The following is a 17,797-nucleotide window of genomic DNA, read 5'->3' as shown; positions in this document are numbered from 1 at the left end:
CCGTCTTCGTGGGCAGAAAACGGCACCGAAAACTGGGTGGTCGCCACCCCCTCGGTGGGACATCCCGTGCGTGGGCGCGCGACGCAGCATGGAAGCAGTCTCTGAGGGGGGATCGTCATGGGAGCGATGTCGCGTCGGGCGCCGTGGATGAGCGTCCGGGTGTGTGGGGGTCTGCGGGTCACGACGGCCCGGACCGTGCTGGGTCCGCGCGACCTCGGCGGGGCCAAGTCCCGGCAGGTGCTGCTCGCCCTGCTCGTCGAGGGCGGCACGCCGGTGCCGAAGACGCGTCTCATCGAGACGCTCTGGGGCGACGAGCCGCCGGCGGGCGCGCTCAGCACGCTCGAGGCATACGTCAGCGTGCTGCGGAAGCGGCTCGCGACCGCGGAGCCCGGCCTGCGCCCCGTGCTCACCGTGCCGGGCGGCTACCGCTGGGACGTCGACGCGGTGCCGGTCGATCTCGTGGAGTACGGCCGGCACGTCGCCGCGGCCCGCGAGGCCGGCGCCGCCGGGCGCTGCCCGCTCACCGACTACCGCGCCGCCATCGACCTCGTCGAGGCGCCGCTGCTGCCCGACGACGTCGACCTGCCGTGGCTGCGCGACCGGGCGCACGTGCACGCCGCCCGCGTGCTCCAGGTGCTGGTCGAGGCCGGCCGCGCCGCGGCCGCGGCCGGCGACCTCGAACGGTCGGAGGCGTGGGCGCGGCGGGCGCTCGAGCTCGACCCGCTGCTCGAGTCGGCCTGGGTCGTGCTGCTCGAGACGCTCGAGCGCCGGGGCCAGGAGGCCGAGGCGCTGCGCGAGTACGACGCGTGCCGAACGCTGCTCGCGGCCGAGCTCGGCTGCGAGCCCGGCCCCCGGCTGCGAGGCGTCTTCGAGCGGCTGCTCGTCGCGACCTCCTGCGCCGCCGACGGGGGTCTGGGCGAGCTCGTCGAGGCCGTCGTCCGGCTGCACCTGGCCCTGCGCGACGGGCACGGCACGCGACCGACCGCCCTGGACGGGTTCGCGGACGCCGGTCGGCGGGGCCGCGCCGGGGAGGCTCTGCCGCCCGTCGTGGGTCAGGGCACGAGCCTCAGCGAGGACTGCCGGCGGCTGCGCGAGCTGGTGCGCGCCGTGGCGGGGCCCGCGGAGCGCGGGCTGACCCGCTTCACCCCCATGGCCACCAGCGCGTGAGAACGCGGCCCCGCACCGCGTCGAGGGGCACCGGCCCGAGCGCGCGGGAGTCGACGGAGCGGTCCCGGTCGTCACCGAGCACGAAGACCTCGCCCTGCGGCACCGTCACGGGGCCGAAGTAGGTGCCGTCGACCGACTCGAGGTCGACCCACGGCTCGTCCACGGGGGTGCCGTTGACGACGAGCGACCCGTCCTCGAGGGCCACGGAGTCGCCGGCCAGGGCGACCGCACGCTTGACGAGCCACTCGCCCTCGAGGCTCTCGCGCGGAGGCCCTTCGGTGGCCGTCGGCTGCCGTCGCTCCCACGTCGTGCCGTCGACGACGACGACGTCGCCCCGGTGCACGTCGCCGCTGAACGGGGCCCGCAGCACGAGCACCCGGTCGTCCGGGCGCAACGTCGGTGTCATCGACTCCGACGTGACCTGCACCGGTTCGACGACGAGCCGGCTCCCGAGGAGGACGCCGGCGAGCAGCACGATCGCGAGCACCCGTCGACGACGGGACGGACCCGGCCGTCGGGAGTCCCCGGGGGGAGGGGACCCGACGGCCGGGCCCGCGACCTGGGAGGCCTCGTTCACGAGGCCTGCGCCACGGCCCGCAGCACGACGGCACAGCCGGCGACCGCGAGCAGCAGGTTCGTCAGCACCCGGCGCCGGTCAGCAGGGAGCAGACCGACGAGCACGACGAGCAGTCCGAGCTCGGCGACGAGGCAGAGCAGGTCGAGGGGACCGACCGGCTCCGCGGACGACGACCCAGGTGATCCCGGGATGACAGGCATCCCGTTGCCCACTCCCTGGGGGACGGGGAGTGGCGTGTGGTGGCTCGTGGCGAGCTCGACGTGGCCGGGCACCGGGAGCCCGACGGTGCGGGACACGACGTAGAGGAGCACGAGGGCGGCGGTGCCCAGCACGGCGAGCGGGGCCAGACGCCCCAGCCGGTCGCGCCACAGTGCGACGGCGAGGCCGAGCTGGAGGACGCCGGCGCCGAGCAGGAACACCCCGGCCGGGGCCCACCCGGCGAAGTGCTCCGGTGCGACGCCGACGTGGACCGCCCCGGCCACCGCGGCGGCGGCGCCCGCCCAGCGCAGGCTCGCCCGCCCGCGGCGCCCTGCCGCTCCGGACGGGGCGGGAGGGGCGGGCGCGGGCTGGACGGCGACGGGGTCGTCGGCGCCGGTCGACAGGGTGTCCACGGGTCGGTCCTCAGAGCTCGTCGGACTCGGGAAGGCTCTTGCACGGGTCGCCCAGAGGGTCCGACTCCTCGTCGGCGCGCACCTCGAACTGGCTCATCATGTCGTGGTCCTCGTGGACGAGGTTGTGGCAGTGGATCATGTACTTGCCGCGGCCCTCGAAGCGCATGACGACGCGCACGAGCTCGTTCTCGCCGACGTAGACCACGTCCTTCGGGCCCAGCTCGTGGGGCATCGGCGGTTTGCCGTTGCGGTCGAGCACCCGGAAGTCGACGAGGTGGATGTGCACGGGGTGGAACCAGCCACCGGAGGCGTTGCGGATCTCCCACACCTCGACGTCGCCCTCTCGCGGATCGCCCTCGACGAGCGAGAAACCGCTGCGCACGACGTCGTCCCAGGTGTGCCCGTTGATCGTCCACATGCTGTTCTTGCGCACGAGGTCGAGGCGCCGGGTGCGCACGGCGTCGGCCGCCGTGAGCGCCATGACGGGGTTCGTCGGGTTGAGCTGGTCCGGCACGGTGTTGTCGGCCGGGTCGAAGTCGTCGGCGACGACGTCGAACGCCATGACCTTGTTCGTGTTCGTGTAGTCGACGTTGTTCTTCGGGCTCGAGTTGTTCAGCACCACCCGCCGACCGACCGGGTAGCGGCTGAAGTCGATGACGACCTCGTAGCGCTCGGCCATGCCCTGCCGGAAGGACTTCACCCGCTGCGGCGCCGGCATGAGCCCGCCGTCCGTGCCGATGACGATGAGCGGCTCGCCGGAGTCGAGCGACCACTGGTACGAGCGTGAGACCGACGCGTTGAGCAGGCGGAAGCGGTACTTGCGGCGGGCCACCTTCATCACCGGCCACGGCACCCCGTTGACGAGGATGACGTCGCCGTACATGCCGGACTCGTCGTGGTTGTCCCAGAACAGCGAGCCGTCGGTGGCGAACATCGCGTCGCCCACGACGAGCGGGACGTCGTACGCGCCGTGGGGGATCGGCAGCGAGGCCTCGAGCGGGTCGCTCAGCAGGTACTGCGCCGCGAGCCCCATCTGGACGTTCTCGGCCGTGTGGTGCAGGCCGTGGTCGTGGTACCAGAGCGTCCGGGCGGTGGGGGAGTTCGGGTAGACGTAGTCCTTGTACTGCCCCGGGTTGGTGATGTCGCTGGCGTAGCCGTCGTACTCGGGCGCCGACGGGGAGCCGTGCAGGTGCACCGAGGTCCACGGCGTGTACGAGAGCACCGGGTGCTGGGCCGGGAGGTTGTTCACCTGGCGCATGACGGTGCGCCGGCCCTGGGCGACCCGGACGGTCGGACCCGGGACGATCCCGTTGTAGCCCCACAGCGGCGTCTTGAGGCCGGGGACGACGTCGGCCATGACCGGCTTCATGTAGACCTTGTAGTAGTCGGTCGTGTCGTCGACCCGGGTGGGGGTCAGCACCGGGGGCACGCGGAACGGCAGCGTGAACGGCTTCGGCAGGCGGCTCGCGGCGAGTCGCGTCTGGGCGGTCGTCCCGGCGCGCACCGTGCGCTCGAGCGGCAGGGCGAGGGCCGCGCCTCCGACGACGCCCAGCTTCATCAGGTCTCGGCGAGACAGGCTCATGTCTACCTCCTGGTCATGGGCACGGGTCCATGGAAGCCGCCCGACCTTGCAAAGACCTTGGGGTCGGCGCCGACGGGAGCCAAGGTTTCCCCAAGGCCCTGTCGCGACGCTGGCACCCGCGTCCCTCGCAGGCGCACGTCATCCGGCATCAACGTGAGAAGGCAGCCATGAGACGTCCCACTGCTGCGGCACTCGCCGCCGTCGTCCTCCTCCCGGCCGTCGCGGCCGTCACCGCGTCGGCCGCCATCGTGGGCGGGACGCCGGGCCCCGGCCTCGCCCAGGTCGGTCCGGTCAACGCCACCGACGGCTACCCGGTCTGGTACAAGGACAAGAACGGGCTGCGCCTCGAGCGGTGCGTGGACCTCGCCGACCCGCGGTGCCCCGCGCGCGGCGCCGTGCCGGACGAGACGGCCCCGCTCAGCTTCCCCGACAACTACCCCGACGAGAGCTTCTACGCCATGGCGGCGGCCAACCTCGACACCGCCAACGCCGGCAAGGCGCTCGTCGACATCGCCCTCGAAGGCGCTTTCGCCGCAGGGCCGCCCGTCGAGGGCGACCAGATCGTCTTCGCCCGCCTGCGGATCAAGATCACGAACGCGCGCGACGGCGTCGACTACCGCGTCACCACCCCGGTCGGCACCAAGACGGTGCGCACCAACAAGCCCGGCCTGGTCTTCGACACCGAGGACATCGGGATCGGCGGCCAGGGCGACTTCACCGGTGCCCTCGCCGGCCGCATCGGCCCCTTCCTCACGTGGTCGACGTTCGGCGACCGTTCCGACCCCGCGCTCTCGTCCGACGCCTACATCGGCGACGGCGTGACGCCGCACGCGGTCAAGGGAAGCCCCTACGGCACCAACGTCTTCCGCATCGAGGGGCCGGGCATCAACCCCACCGCGGCAGACGCGTGCCCGACCGTCGGCGGCCCGGTCCCCGACTGCGTCGAGACCGCGCTCTTCACGGTGCAGGGGAAGGTGGCGACGACCGCCGGCGTGACGGCCGAGCGGGCGACGTATGCCCGTTCCTCCGCCAGCGCAGCGGTGGTCGACGTCTTCGCGTCATCCGAGCCCGGTGACGTGCAGGCCATCGAGGTGGCGGACGCGACGCCGGGCGTGAGCGCGGCCTTCGACCCGACCGACCTCCCCGGCGCGGCCGGGCACTACTTCGCGCGGGTCGACGTCGGCTCGGTCCTGCCGCAGCAGCTGCAGGTCTCGAACGTCGGTGACGTGCCGCCCTCACGACGCACCGTCCGCGTCGCCGACCGCCTCACGGGCGAGGCCGTCTACGACACCGACCACCGCAGCCTCACGGTGACGGCGGGGTCGAGCGACACCGCCGAGCCACCCGCCCTCACGGTCGTGGGCTGGGGTGCGATGGCGAGCGGCTCGCTGGTCGTCGACGACCTGCCGGCGCCGCCGCCGAGCGTCACCGTGACGTCGGCCGCCGGCGGTTCGCTCGTGCTGCCGGTCACCGTCGACGGGGGCGCGCGTGCCCCGATCCCGGTCGTGGCGCAGGCCGGTCCCGACCAGGTCGTGCAGGCGGGCCAGACGGTGCGGCTCGACGGGTCGGCCTCCCGCGGGCCGGTGGCCACGTTCGCGTGGACGTCGCCGGGGGGCATCTCGGTCGTCGACCCCGACCGGGCGCAGGCCTCGTTCACGGCGCCCGCGGCCGCGGGTGACTACGTCCTCTCGCTCACCGTCACCGGGCGCAGCGGCACCTCGACGGCCACGCTCACCGTCACCGTGCTCCCGCCGGCTCCGGAGGTCGTCGCGGACGCCGGGCCCGCGCAGACCGTGCAGCGCGGCACCCGTGTCACCCTCGACGGTTCCCGCTCGGTCGGTGCCGCCACGTATGCCTGGCGCCAGCTCGCCGGCCCGGGTGACCCCGTCGTGACGATGACGGCGGCCGACACGGCGCGACCGTCGTTCACCTTCCCGTTCTTCGCCTACCCGGCGAGCAACGGCCCGCTGACCTTCGAGCTGACGGTCCGGGACGTCGGCGCCACGAGCACGCGCACGGCGCAGGTGACCGTCACGCCCACGGCCGACGTCGTCCGCATCACGACCGCCCGCTACACGGGGGGCAAGTGGCGGGTCGACGGCACGAGCTCGGTGGCGGCCGGCCAGAACGTCGTGGCCCACCTCGGGTCGCTCGCCGGCCCGGTCGTCGGACGGTCGGTCGTCGACGCGACGGGTGCGTTCTCGGTCAGGCCTGCGACCGGGCCGGTGGCGACCGCCGGATCCGTGGTCGTCGTCGAGTCGCCCCTGGGCGGGGTGAGCGCCCCCTTCACCGTGGCGCTCAAGTGACAGTGAGGGCGCCGGCCGGGTGCGAACCCGGCCGGCGCCCCTCCGTCGTCAGGCCCCGACGCCGAGCAGGATCGGCAGCACGGTGCGCTCGAGCTCTCCGACGTTGAGCGAGCGCGGCTCGACGAGGCGCTGCGTCATCGACCCGTGGGCCAGCGCGATGGCGGCGCGGACGAAGAGCTCGGTCGGTATGGGGAGCGTGAGCCCCTGGCCGGCCAGTGCCTCGTCGACGACGACGACGAGCTCGTCGCGCACGCGCCGCTGCTGCGCCGCCCACGCCCGTCGCGCGTCGGCGTCACGGATCGCGTGCAGCGTGAACTCCGTGGTGAGCACGAGCCAGCGCTCCTTGCTGCGGTTGTCGTCGGCGAGGGCGGCGAGGACGTCGCGCAGCACCTCCTCCGCGCTCGCGTGCTCGCGCTCGCTCGCGCGACGGATCCGGTCGACGAGGGCCTCGGAGTGCCGTCGGGAGAGCTCCACCACGAGGTCGTCCTTGGAGGTGAAGTTCGAGTAGAAGGCGCCGCGTGTGAATCCCGCGCGGTCGCAGATGTCCTCGACGGATGCGCCGTGGAAGCCGCGCTCCGCGAACACCTCGCTCGCGGCGGCGAGGACGCGGTCGCGCGTCGCCTGGCGTCGGGGGGTGATCCGGGGCTCGGCCGTCGTGGTCATGCTTACAGGATACGTCCCCGTATTGAATACACAAGCGCATCGGATGCATACTCGTATCGTGAGTCGAACAGAGGTGGACGTTCCCCGGGCACCGAGCCAGCGCACCGTGGTCGCCGACGACGTCAGCGTCGCCGGCACCCATGAGCCCTTCGTCGAGCACGTCTCCTTCACGGCCCCGGCCGGGGAGGTCACGCTCGTGCCGACCGACCCAGGCCTCCCGCAGGTCGCCCTGGCGCTCGCGCTCGGTGGCCGCGTGGAGCTGCTCCGCGGCCGGGTCTCCGTCGGCGGCGCCTCCGACCTGCCCGAGCTGCAGGCCCGCACCCGGCTCGTCGACGTCGCCGACGTCACCGCGCCCGAGGACAGCATCGCCGTCAAGGCCGTCGTCGAGGAGGAGCTGGCCCTCGCCGAGCGCCCGGCCTCGCGAAAGGCGGTGGCGGCCTTCCTCGCCGAGCGTGACCTCACGCACCTGGCCTCCCGGCCGTGGGAGCAGCTGCCGGCCGGTGTCCGCACGAGCCTGCTGCTCGAGCTCGGCGCGCTCCACCCCCACGTGCGCGTGCTCGTGCTCGCCGGCCCCGAGCGGCACGGCGGCGACCACGCGGCTTGGCTCGCGACCTGCGACCGATTGGCCGCCACGGGCCTCGTCGTCATCGTCCTCACCGCCGCTGCCACGGCGGCCACCCTGCCTGCGGCCCGGCTCGCCACGACGGCCGCCCTCCCCGCGGCCGGCCTCGAGCCCCAGCGCGACGACGAGCCCGACCACGAGCCCGACCACGAGCCCGACCACGAGCCCGACCTTGACCCGGCCCTCGAGCCCGCGTCGGCCATCGACCCCGAGCCGGGCGACGAGCCCGAGCCGGCCGACGAGCCCGCGCCTCCTGCCGCCGACCCACCGGCCGGCACGCCCGACGGCGAGCCGTCGACCCCCACGAAGGAGCCCTCGGCATGAACCCCGTGCGTCTCGCGGTCGCCGAGCTGCGCCGCCTCACCTCCACCCGACTCGCCCGTCTCGCCCTCGCGGCGCTCGTCCTCATCCCGACGCTGTACGGCGGGCTCTACCTCTACGCCAACCACGACCCGTACGGCGCCTTCCCGCAGGTGCCCGCCGCCGTCGTCAGCGACGACGCGGGCACGACCCTCAGCACGGGGGAGAAGCTGCGCGTGGGCGGCGACGTCGCCGACCACCTCGTCGAGTCGAAGTCGTTCGACTGGCACCGCGTCGGCCGCGAGGAGGCCCTGCGCGGCGTCGACGACGGCACCTTCGCCTTCGCCGTCATCGTGCCGAAGACCTTCTCGGCCGACCTCGCGTCGACCGCCGAGATGAAGCCGCGCCAGGCCACCGTCGTGCTCGAGACGAACGACGCGAACAACTACATGACCTCGATGATCGGCAACCAGGTCATCAAGCAGGTCACGGCCTCGGTCGCGAGCGAGGTGAGCCAGACGGCCGCGAGCAAGCTGCTCCTCGGCTTCAGCGAGGTGCACGACCAGCTCGTCACGGCCGTCGACGGCTCGGAGAAGCTGCGCGCCGGCGCGGTCAAGGCCGACTCGGGTGCCGGTCAGCTCGCCACCGGCGCCACCAGCCTCGCCGACGGCCTGCACGACCTCTCCGCGGGGGCGGCGAAGCTCTCGACCGGCATCGGCCGGGCCGCCTCGGGCGCGGACGAGCTCGAGAAGGGGGCCGGAGCCCTCGCCACCGGCCTCGGCACCCTCGAGTCGCGCACCGCCGGCCTGCCCGCGCAGACCGACCGGCTCGCCGACGGCGCGGAGCAGGTCGCCGCGGGCAACCGCACCATCGCCGGCTACGGGGCCAAGGCCGCCACGGCCTCGAGCGACCTCAAGAAGCGCATCGCCGCCGACCGCACCACCTTCCTCGACACCCTCCGGGCCGAGGGGCTGACCGACGCGCAGCTCGCCGTCGTGCAGACCCGGCTCGACACGATCGACGGCTACGTCGACGGCGCCGACGAGAAGATCCAGTCCGCGGCGGGCGACCTGACCAGGCTCTCGAAGGGCGCCGACCAGGTGGCGACCGGTGCGCGGGCGCTCGCCTCGGCGACGCCGGCGCTCGCGGACGGCATCTCCTCGGCCCACTCGGGCGCCGTGAAGGTCCGCGACGGGGCGTCCGCCCTCTCCTCGGGCCTCGACACCCTCCGCACCGGGGCGACGAAGCTGAAGGCCGGGGCCGACTCGGCCGCGACGGGCGCCGACACGCTGGCCGCCGGGGCGGCGTCGCTCACCTCGGGCCTCGACCAGCTGGCCAAGGGCGCGACCGACCTGCACTCCGGGCTCGTCAAGGGGCGCGACTCGATCCCCGACCCGAGCGACGCCGAGCGCAAGGCCATGGCGCAGACCATCGGCAACCCGGTCGGCGTCTCGACGGGATCGCTGTCGTCGGCCGGCTCCTACGGCGCCGGCCTCGCGCCGCTCTTCATGAGCCTCGCCCTCTGGATCGGCGCCTACGTCCTCTTCCTCTTCGTGCGCCCGCTCTCGCCCCGCGCGCTCGCCACGAGCCAGCGTTCGCTCCGCACGGCGCTCGGCGGCTGGCTCGCGCCGACGCTCGTCGGCCTCGTCCAGGTGGCCGCGCTCGTGCTCGTCGTCGGGCGCGGGGTCGACATCAAGTTCGCCCACCCGGTGCTGGCCTTCCTCTTCCTCTGCTTCACCTCGATGACGTTCGTCGCGATCCTGCACGCGCTGGCCGCACGGTTCGGCGCGGTCGGCAAGTTCCTCGGCCTCGTCTTCATGGTGGTCCAGCTCGTCAGCGCGGGCGGCACGTTCCCGTGGCAGACGCTGCCCGCACCCCTCCAGGCGGTCCACCACGTCGTGCCGATGAGCCACGCCGTCGACGGGCTCCGGCGGCTGCTCTACGGCGCCGACCTCGGCCCGGTGCTCGGCTCGCTCGGGGTGCTGACGGCATACCTGCTCGTGGCGCTCGCGGTCTCGACGATCGCCGCCCGCCGCTCGCGGATGTGGACGCCGAAGCGCATCAAGCCCGCGCTCGAGCTCTGAGGGCCCGGCGGGGCGGCCGCGGGGCGAGGGTCCCGGGCTGACAACCCCGACGGATGCGGGCATGCTCGGTGCCATGAGCACCGCGGCCCGAGAGAAGACGCTCCTCCTCATGCGCCACGCGAAGGCGGAGGAGGGGCTGGGCAAGCCCGACCACGACCGGGAGCTCGCGCCGCGGGGCCGTCGCGACGCCAAGGCGGCCGGGCGGTGGCTGCACGAGCAGGGGCTCGTGCCCGACCTCGTCATCTGCTCGACCGCGCAGCGCACGCGGCAGACGTGGGACGAGGCGTGCCACGGCGGCCTGCACACCGAGTTCGTCGAGTACCGCCGCAGCGTCTACCTCGGCGGCTCCGAGCAGACGCTGGAGACCGTCCGCGAGGACGCGGGCGACACGAGCACGGTGCTCGTCGTCGGGCACAACCCGACGATGGCGCAGCTGACGAGCCTGCTCACCGACGGCGAGGGGTCGCGCGAGGCCCACGAGGCGCTCGGGCGCGGCTTCGTCACCTCCGGCCTCGCGGTGCTGACGTATGCCGGCAGCTGGGCCGACCTCGACCTCGGCACCTGCGCGCTCACCCGCTTCCACGTCAGCCGGGGCCAGGGCGGCTGACGGCGCGGCCGGGGCCGGCCCCGACACCCGCGCACGCGTTCATGCCGTGAGATGTGGTGTCCACCCAGCGGACACGGTCCTATGCTGCTGGGCATGACGCAGACGCCTGACATCAAGCCCCGCAGCCGCGACGTCACCGACGGTCTCGAGAAGACCGCCGCGCGGGGGATGCTCCGGGCCGTCGGCCTCGGCGACGACGACTTCGCCAAGCCGCAGATCGGCGTCGCGAGCTCGTGGAACGAGATCACGCCCTGCAACCTCTCCCTCGACCGGCTCGCCCAGGCCGTCAAGGACGGCGTGCACGCCGGCGGCGGCTACCCGCTCGAGTTCGGCACCATCTCGGTCTCCGACGGCATCTCGATGGGCCACGAGGGCATGCACTTCAGCCTCGTCTCGCGCGAGATCATCGCCGACTCGGTCGAGACCGTCATGAACGCCGAGCGCCTCGACGGCTCGGTGCTGCTCGCGGGGTGCGACAAGTCGCTGCCCGGCATGCTGATGGCCGCCGCGCGCCTCGACCTCGCGTCGGTGTTCCTCTACGCCGGCACCATCCTCCCGGGCGTCGCCAAGCTCTCCGACGGCACGGAGAAGGAGGTCACGATCATCGACGCCTTCGAGGCCGTCGGGGCGTGCAACGCCGGACTCATGTCGCGTGAGGACGTCGACGCCATCGAGCGCGCCATCTGCCCGGGCGAGGGTGCCTGCGGTGGCATGTACACCGCGAACACGATGGCCACCGTCGGTGAGGCGATGGGCATGTCGCTGCCCGGCTCGGCCGCGCCGCCGGCCACCGACCGTCGCCGCGACATGTACGCCCGCAAGTCGGGCGAGGCCGTCGTCGAGATGCTCCGCCGCGGCATCACGGCGCGCGACATCATGACGAAGGAGGCGTTCGAGAACGCCATCGCCGTCGTCATGGCCTTCGGCGGCTCGACGAACGCCGTGCTGCACCTGCTCGCCATCGCGCACGAGGCCGAGGTCGACCTCACGATCGGCGACTTCCAGCGCATCGGCAAGAAGGTGCCGCACCTGGCCGACGTCAAGCCCTTCGGCGCCTTCGTCATGAAGGACATCGACCACATCGGCGGCATCCCCGTCGTGCTCAAGTCGCTGCTCGAGGCCGACCTGCTGCACGGCGACTGCCTCACCGTGACCGGCCGGACGATGGCCGAGAACCTCGAGGAGATCAACCCGCCGCACATCGACGGCCGGGTCATCCGCCAGATGTCGCAGCCGATCCACCGGACCGGCGGCCTGACGATCCTCACCGGCTCGCTCGCGCCCGAGGGCGCCGTCGTCAAGACGGCCGGCTTCGACGACGAGGTCTTCGAGGGCACCGCCCGCGTCTTCGACGGCGAGCGCGCCGCCATGGACGCCGTCGAGGCGGGCTCGCTCAAGGCGAAGGACGTCGTCGTCATCCGCTACGAGGGCCCCAAGGGCGGGCCCGGCATGCGCGAGATGCTCGCCGTCACCGGCGCCATCAAGGGGGCCGGCCTCGGCAAGGACGTCCTGCTGCTCACCGACGGGCGGTTCTCGGGCGGCACGACCGGCCTCTGCGTCGGGCACGTCGCTCCCGAAGCCGTCGACGAGGGGCCGATCGCCTTCGTCCGCGACGGTGACACGATCCGCCTCGACGTCGCGAACGCCACGCTCGACGTGCTCGTCGACGACGAGGAGATGGCGCGCCGCCGCGCCGAGGGCGTCACGCACCCCGAGCCGAAGTACACCCGGGGCGTGCTCGCGAAGTACCGCAAGCTCGTCGGCAGCGCCAGCGGTGGAGCCGTCTGCGACTGACGCCCGCGCCGCGCAACCACCCCGCAACACACCGAGCAGGTCACGACACACCGGCATCCGATCCCGGTGCGTCGTGACCTTCTCGGTGTGTTGCGGGAGGGGGCGTATGCGGTCAGCGCGGGTCGTCGCGGAAGGCGCGGGGCGTGCGGCCGGTGGCCGCGCGGAAGCGGCGGATGAGGTGGCGCTCGTCGCTGAAGCCCGTCGCGGCCGCGACGTCGCGCACCGCGAGCCCGGTGTGCACGAGCAGCTCGGTGGCCGCGTCGAGGCGCCGGGCCGCGCGGTAGGCGTAGGGGCTCGTTCCGGTCTCGGCGCGGAAGCGGCGGCGCCACGTCTCGTAGGGCAGGCCGACCTCGCCGGCCACCCCGCGCAGGTCGAGGGTCTCGGCGAGGTCGCCGGAGAGCAGGTCGGTGGAGCGGGCCAGCCAGTCGGCGACCCGGAGCGGCGCGCCCGGGGAGCGCGCCGGTCGCACGGTCGCGAGGGCCTCGAGGACCAGTGCGAGCAGCTCGAGCGCCTCGGCGTCCCGGGCGTCGGGGGAGGACGGACGGCGCCGCGCGCCGAAGGTCGCGAGGCGGTGGCCCCACCGGGCTACGGGGAGCCCGTGCACGAGCGGGCGTCCGGGGCCGAGCGCCCCGCGTCGGCGGGCGAGCTCGAAGACCGGCCCGTCGAAGACGACGAAGTGCTCGTCCCACCCGCCGCGGTCGGGGCCGTACCAGTGCGGGTGGCTCGGACGGACGAGCACGAGGCTGCCCGCCCCCAGGGCCTCGTCGTGGTCGGCGTCGCGGTAGCGGCCCGAGCCGGACGTCACGAACGTCAGCCCCCACGTCGGGTGTCGTCGCACGGTGCCGGGCGGCAGCCCGCCGCCGCCGGTGATGCGGCCCGCGACGAGCACCTCGCCGAGGCGGGCCGCCCCCGGCTGCGAGCGGTCGGGTCCCATGGGGAGATCCAACCAGAACGTTCCCCTCGCACCAGCACGTTCCGGGTCTCCGGCGCCGCACGATGGTGGGCTCGGTCCACGACGGCCACTCCGGCCGTTGACGACCCACGGAGGACGACGCACCCATGAGCACCGACCTACTGCCCGAGCTGGCCACGGCATACCCCCTCACCGACGACGACGTCGCGCGCTACCGCACGCGCGGCCACGTGCGGCTGCGCGGGGTCGCGTCGCCCGAGGAGGCGGCGGCCTACCGGACGCCCGTGGCGGCAGCCGTTGAGCGGCTCAGCACGGAGAGCCGGCCGCTCGCCGACCGCGACACGTACGGCATGGCCTTCCTGCAGGTGATGAACCTGTGGCGCCACGACGAGGCGGTGGCGCGCTTCGTGCAGGCCCGGAGGTTCGCGGGCGTCGCGGCAGCGCTGCTGGGCGTGCCGCGCGTGCGGCTCTACCACGACCAGGCCCTCTTCAAGGAGCCCGGCGGCGGGCGCACGCCGTGGCACCAGGACGCCATGTACTGGCCGCTCGACGGCTCACGCTGCCTGACGATGTGGATGCCGCTCGTCGACATCACGCCCGCGCACGGCGGGCTGGCCTTCGCGTCGGGCAGCCACGTCGACGGAGCCCTCAGCGACATCGGCATCTCGGACGCCTCGGCCGAGCACTTCGACCACCTCGTGGCGGAGCGCGGCCTCGTCGTCGACGGGCCGGTCGCGATGCGCGCGGGCGACGCCTCGTTCCACTCCGGCTGGACGGTGCACCAGGCCCTCGGCAACAGCGCGGCGCAGATGCGTGAGGTGATGACGGTGATCTGGTTCGCCGACGGCCTCACGGTGCAGCAGCCGGCCAACCCCGCCCAGGGCAACGACCTGGCCTCGTGGCTGCCCGGGCTCGTGCCCGGCGACCTCGCGGCGTCGGACGCGAACCCCGCGCTCAGTCCGCCGGAGGGCTCTCCGCGCGCGTCTTGACGCCGGCGGACTCGAGCGCGAGGTAGCGCTCGGTGAGCCTGCGGTAGGCCCGCCCCACCACCGACCCCACGGGGCCGGCCTGGACGATCGACAGCACGACCCGGCACGAGCGCGGCCCGGTCGGCTCGACGAGGTGCCGGGCCGTCGTGCGCGACCCCGGCCCGGTGGCCTCCCACGTGAAGTCGTGGCCCTCGGTGAGCGCCGTGACGGTCCACACGGTGCTGGGGATGCGGGGCTGGTCGATGCGTGCCCGCGCACCGGTGCGCAGCGGGCCGTCGAGCAGCGCCACCGACCGGACCGAGGCCGTCCACTCGGGCCAGCGCTCCACGTCGTGCAGCACGGCCCAGACCCGCGCGGCGGGGGCGTCGACGTCGATCTCGACGAGCTGCTCCACGGCCGTGCTCAGCGCGCGCCGGCGGGTTCGGCCGCGGTGGTGGACGCGGGGGAGGGCGTCACGTCGGCGGCCCAGTGGCGCCACACCGAGGTGACCTGCATGCCGACCTTCTCGTAGAGGCCGAGGGCGCCCGTCCGGGAGTCGGTCGAGAGCTCCGAGCGCTCGCCGCCGTGGGCCCGGGCGACCTCGAAGGCGTCGACGAGCAGGGCCCGGGCCAGGCCCTTGCCACGCTCGTCGCGCCGGACGGCCAGCTTGTCGACGTAGGCGCAGCCGCTCGAGACGACGACGAACGCCATGCCGACGACCGCGTCGGCCGGGTCGACCATGAGGCGCAGCTGCCACGGTTCGTAGCCCGGGCGGCGCGTGACGGTCGCCGACCACTCCTCGAAGCTCGCGCGTTCACGCTCCGACCACTCGAGGAAGGCGTCCTCGTTGACGGTCCAGGTCGCCTCGAGGTCGGCCTGGTCGCGCGGCTCCCGGATGCGGTAGCCCTCCGGCACGGGCTGCGGCTCGATCGCCTGCCCGGCCGGCAGCTCGAGCACCCACGAGGTCCACAGCACGCGGTAGCCGAGGGCCTCGAGCAGCCGCTCGCCCGCGGAGCCGCCCGGCACCGGCTGGCCGACGACGTGGCCACCGTCGCGTGCGCCGACGCGTCGGGTCCAGTCCGACAGGGCCGTCCCGATGCCGCGGCCGCGGTGGTCCGGGTGGACGGCGGCGTCGGCCCATCGCCCCTTGAACACCTCGGCGTACGCGACGAGCCGGCCGTCGTCGAGCACCCCGACGCCCTGCGTGGCGAGGTCGAAGCCCGGCCGTTGCCAGTCGCCCACGATGTCGGCCTCCTCGATGAGCACCTCACCGACGTCGTGCAGCTCGCACGCGGCCATGAGGGCCGTGACGTCGGTCGCGTCGCGTGCGGAGAGGGGGCGCGTCGTGAGCCCCCCGGCCGTGGCCGGCAGGTGCAGGGCCTCGACGGGGACCCTCGCGCCGGTCGGGTCGGCGGGCGCAGGGCTCGGAGCGGTCATGACCTCAGTGTCCTGAGCGTGGCCGGGCACGACAAGCGACTTTTCGGGGTGACAGTGGGTGAGATCACGAGGTCACATGTTGAGACGGCTCAGAGGGCCGATTGACACCCGTGGGGCCGCGTAGGACGGTTGTCACGTGGCCCGACTCCTCGTACTTCCCTAGCGCGCCGACCAGCCCGAACGGTCAGCGCGCCCCCTTCCGTCCCCCACGGGACCGAAGGGTTTTTTTGTGGGTCGAGTCGGCCCGGCCCGGCAGGACAACGCAGTGCTCGAGACAAGGAATCACACGTGAGCGACACGACGAAGCAGGCTCCTTCGCCCGCCGACGTGGCCTCCCTGGCGCGTCCCCGACCCGCCGCCGAGGTCAAGCCGGCAGAGGTGGTCACCGAGACCCTCGAGGTCACCGGAGCCCAGTCGCTCGTCCTCTCCCTCGAGGCCATCGGCTGCGACACCGTCTTCGGCATCCCCGGCGGCGCGATCCTGCCGGCGTACGACCCCATGCTCGACTCCAAGAAGGTGCGCCACATCCTCGTGCGCCACGAGCAGGGCGCCGGACACGCGGCCGAGGGCTACGCCGCCGCGACGGGCAAGGTCGGCGTGTGCATGGCCACCTCGGGGCCCGGCGCGACGAACCTCGTGACACCGCTCGCCGACGCGCACATGGACTCCGTGCCCGTCGTGGCGATCACCGGTCAGGTGGCGAGCGCCGCCATCGGCACGGATGCCTTCCAGGAGGCCGACATCCGCGGCATCACGATGCCGATCACGAAGCACAACTACCTCGTCACCGACCCGGCGCGCATCCCGCAGGCGATCGCCGAGGCCTTCCACGTCGCCAGCACCGGACGCCCCGGGCCGGTCCTCGTCGACATCAGCAAGGACGCCCTGCAGGCGACGACCACGTTCTCGTGGCCCCCGCCCATCGACCTGCCGGGCTACCGGCCGGTGCTGCGGCCGCACGGCAAGCAGATCCGGGAGGCCGCGCGTCTCATGGCCGAGGCGAAGCAGCCGATCTTCTACGTCGGCGGCGGCGTCGTGCGCGCCCGGGCGAGCGACCGCCTGCGCCGGCTCGTCGAGCTGACCGGCATCCCCGTCGTCACGACCCTCATGGCCCGCGGCACGGTGCCCGACAGCGAGCCGCTCAACCTCGGCATGCCCGGCATGCACGGCACCGTCGCGGCCGTCACCGGCCTGCAGAAGTCCGACCTCATCATCGCGCTCGGGGCGCGGTTCGACGACCGCGTGACGGGCCAGCTCTCGACGTTCGCCCCGCACGCCAAGGTGATCCACGCCGACATCGACCCCGCGGAGATCTCGAAGAACCGCAACGCCGACGTGCCGATCGTCGGTGACGTGGGCGAGGTCATCCACGACCTCATCGAGCAGATCACCCTCGACCGCGCGGCGGCCGACGAGGGCGACGGAGCCGACGCGGCCGTCGCGCGCTGGGACTACGACGCCTGGCGCGAGCGGGTCGCGGACTGGAAGCGCACCTTCCCGCTGGGCTGGACCGACAGCGAGGACGGCACGCTCTCGCCGCAGTACGTCATCGAGCGGATCGGCGCGCTCTCGGGTCCGGAGGCGACCTACGTCGCCGGCGTCGGGCAGCACCAGATGTGGGCCGCGCAGTTCGTGCAGTACGAGCGGCCCAACGCCTGGATCAACTCCGGAGGCCTCGGCACGATGGGCTACTCGGTGCCGGCTGCCATGGGCGCCAAGGTCGCCGAGCCCGACCGCACGGTCTGGGCCATCGACGGCGACGGCTGCTTCCAGATGACGAACCAGGAGCTCGCCACCTGCGTCATCAACAACATCCCGATCAAGGTCGCGATCATCAACAACAGCTCGCTCGGCATGGTGCGCCAGTGGCAGACGCTCTTCTACGACGAGCGCTACTCCAACACCAACCTCCAGCCGCTCGAGCAGCGCGTGCCCGACTTCGTCAAGCTCGCCGACGCCTACGGCGCCCTCGGTCTGCGCGCGGAGACCCCGGAGGAGGTCGACGCCGTCATCCGGCAGGCGCTCGAGACGAACGACCGACCCGTCGTCATCGACTTCATCGTCCACCGCGACGCCATGGTGTGGCCGATGGTGCCCGCGGGCGTCAGCAACGACAAGATCCAGGCTGCGCGCCACGAGGCGCCGGTCTGGGAGCGGGAGGACTGA

General features: G+C 73.5%; 15 protein-coding genes. 8 read left to right on the top strand and 7 right to left on the bottom strand.

Annotated features, from left to right (window positions below; translation table 11 throughout):
* Positions 1–117 precede the first annotated feature (117 nt).
* Positions 118–1,167, top strand: coding sequence for an AfsR/SARP family transcriptional regulator (locus tag ABT295_RS06490; protein WP_352393581.1), 1,050 nt, complete (start codon positions 118–120; stop codon positions 1,165–1,167).
* Here the strand turns inward: ABT295_RS06490 and lepB are convergent.
* The 3 genes from lepB to ABT295_RS06475 form a co-directional block, all read right to left on the bottom strand.
* Positions 1,142–1,654 carry a signal peptidase I gene (lepB, locus tag ABT295_RS06485; protein WP_352393580.1) on the bottom strand — a complete coding sequence of 171 codons (513 nt, stop codon included), beginning with the start codon at positions 1,652–1,654 and terminating at the stop codon, positions 1,142–1,144. The two genes, ABT295_RS06490 and lepB, sit on opposite strands and share 26 nt — an antisense overlap.
* Before the next feature lie 86 nt (positions 1,655–1,740).
* Complete coding sequence (locus ABT295_RS06480; RefSeq protein ID WP_352393579.1) at positions 1,741–2,355, bottom strand: hypothetical protein; 615 nt, start codon at positions 2,353–2,355, stop codon at positions 1,741–1,743.
* A gap of 10 nt (positions 2,356–2,365) precedes the next feature.
* On the bottom strand, positions 2,366–3,937 hold the full coding sequence (locus ABT295_RS06475; protein WP_352393578.1) for a multicopper oxidase family protein: 1,572 nt from the start codon (positions 3,935–3,937) through the stop codon (positions 2,366–2,368).
* Positions 3,938–4,104: 167 nt separating this feature from the next.
* Here ABT295_RS06475 and ABT295_RS06470 point away from each other — a divergent pair, with 167 nt between their 5' ends.
* Entirely contained in the window at positions 4,105–6,243 is a 2,139-nt protein-coding gene (locus tag ABT295_RS06470) for a PKD domain-containing protein (RefSeq protein ID WP_352393577.1), read from the top strand.
* Positions 6,244–6,291: 48 nt separating this feature from the next.
* On the opposite strand, the gene ABT295_RS06465 is transcribed toward ABT295_RS06470, so the two are convergent.
* Entirely contained in the window at positions 6,292–6,906 is a 615-nt protein-coding gene (locus tag ABT295_RS06465) for a TetR/AcrR family transcriptional regulator (RefSeq protein WP_352393576.1), read from the bottom strand.
* 58 nt (positions 6,907–6,964) lie between these two features.
* On the opposite strand from ABT295_RS06465, the gene ABT295_RS06460 reads away from it, so the two are divergent.
* The 4 genes from ABT295_RS06460 (at position 6,965) to ilvD (ending at position 12,313) form a co-directional block, all read left to right on the top strand.
* Positions 6,965–7,852, top strand: a complete 888-nt coding sequence (locus ABT295_RS06460) for a hypothetical protein (protein WP_352393575.1) — start codon at positions 6,965–6,967, stop codon at positions 7,850–7,852.
* Positions 7,849–9,912, top strand: coding sequence for a YhgE/Pip family protein (locus ABT295_RS06455; protein WP_352393574.1), 2,064 nt, complete (start codon positions 7,849–7,851; stop codon positions 9,910–9,912). Before ABT295_RS06460 ends, ABT295_RS06455 begins: the two co-directional genes overlap by 4 nt.
* Positions 9,913–9,985: 73 nt before the next feature.
* Complete coding sequence (locus ABT295_RS06450; protein WP_352393573.1) at positions 9,986–10,519, top strand: SixA phosphatase family protein; 534 nt, start codon at positions 9,986–9,988, stop codon at positions 10,517–10,519.
* A 93-nt stretch (positions 10,520–10,612) separates the two neighbouring features.
* Complete coding sequence (gene ilvD / locus ABT295_RS06445) at positions 10,613–12,313, top strand: dihydroxy-acid dehydratase (protein ID WP_352393572.1); 1,701 nt, start codon at positions 10,613–10,615, stop codon at positions 12,311–12,313.
* 112 nt (positions 12,314–12,425) lie between these two features.
* On the opposite strand, the gene ABT295_RS06440 is transcribed toward ilvD, so the two are convergent.
* Positions 12,426–13,247: a helix-turn-helix transcriptional regulator gene (locus tag ABT295_RS06440; RefSeq protein ID WP_352393571.1), complete on the bottom strand. Its 822-nt coding sequence runs from the start codon at positions 13,245–13,247 to the stop codon at positions 12,426–12,428.
* 125 nt (positions 13,248–13,372) lie between these two features.
* Between ABT295_RS06440 and ABT295_RS06435 the strand changes: the two genes are divergently transcribed.
* The gene (locus ABT295_RS06435) at positions 13,373–14,215 is read left to right on the top strand and encodes a phytanoyl-CoA dioxygenase family protein (protein WP_352393570.1); all 843 of its coding nucleotides are present in this window, start codon (positions 13,373–13,375) and stop codon (positions 14,213–14,215) included.
* Here ABT295_RS06435 and ABT295_RS06430 read toward each other — a convergent pair.
* Both ABT295_RS06430 and ABT295_RS06425 read right to left on the bottom strand, forming a co-directional pair.
* The gene (locus tag ABT295_RS06430) at positions 14,181–14,609 is read right to left on the bottom strand and encodes an SRPBCC family protein (RefSeq protein WP_352393569.1); all 429 of its coding nucleotides are present in this window, start codon (positions 14,607–14,609) and stop codon (positions 14,181–14,183) included. The genes ABT295_RS06435 and ABT295_RS06430 overlap by 35 nt on opposite strands.
* An 8-nt stretch (positions 14,610–14,617) precedes the next feature.
* A complete protein-coding gene (locus tag ABT295_RS06425; RefSeq protein ID WP_352393568.1) occupies positions 14,618–15,631 on the bottom strand; it encodes a GNAT family N-acetyltransferase in 1,014 nt (337 codons plus the stop codon).
* Positions 15,632–15,919: 288 nt separating this feature from the next.
* On the opposite strand from ABT295_RS06425, the gene ABT295_RS06420 reads away from it, so the two are divergent.
* A complete protein-coding gene (locus ABT295_RS06420) occupies positions 15,920–17,797 on the top strand; it encodes an acetolactate synthase large subunit (protein WP_352393567.1) in 1,878 nt (625 codons plus the stop codon).

Origin of the sequence: Terrabacter sp. NPDC000476, from assembly GCF_040300125.1 — a bacterium.
Classification (GTDB): Bacteria; Actinomycetota; Actinomycetes; order Actinomycetales; family Dermatophilaceae; genus Terrabacter.
This window is presented reverse-complemented; position numbering and strand designations above follow the sequence as displayed.

Coding starts and splice junctions, on each gene's coding strand:
- ABT295_RS06455 (WP_352393574.1), top strand. CDS start 7,849: ATGAACCCCGTGCGTCTCGCGGTCGCCGAGCTGCGCCGCCTCACCTCC.
- ABT295_RS06475 (WP_352393578.1), bottom strand. CDS start 3,937: ATGAGCCTGTCTCGCCGAGACCTGATGAAGCTGGGCGTCGTCGGAGGC.
- ABT295_RS06450 (WP_352393573.1), top strand. CDS start 9,986: ATGAGCACCGCGGCCCGAGAGAAGACGCTCCTCCTCATGCGCCACGCG.
- ABT295_RS06425 (WP_352393568.1), bottom strand. CDS start 15,631: ATGACCGCTCCGAGCCCTGCGCCCGCCGACCCGACCGGCGCGAGGGTC.
- ABT295_RS06490 (WP_352393581.1), top strand. CDS start 118: ATGGGAGCGATGTCGCGTCGGGCGCCGTGGATGAGCGTCCGGGTGTGT.
- ABT295_RS06440 (WP_352393571.1), bottom strand. CDS start 13,247: ATGGGACCCGACCGCTCGCAGCCGGGGGCGGCCCGCCTCGGCGAGGTG.
- ilvD (WP_352393572.1), top strand. CDS start 10,613: ATGACGCAGACGCCTGACATCAAGCCCCGCAGCCGCGACGTCACCGAC.
- ABT295_RS06470 (WP_352393577.1), top strand. CDS start 4,105: ATGAGACGTCCCACTGCTGCGGCACTCGCCGCCGTCGTCCTCCTCCCG.
- ABT295_RS06435 (WP_352393570.1), top strand. CDS start 13,373: ATGAGCACCGACCTACTGCCCGAGCTGGCCACGGCATACCCCCTCACC.
- ABT295_RS06465 (WP_352393576.1), bottom strand. CDS start 6,906: ATGACCACGACGGCCGAGCCCCGGATCACCCCCCGACGCCAGGCGACG.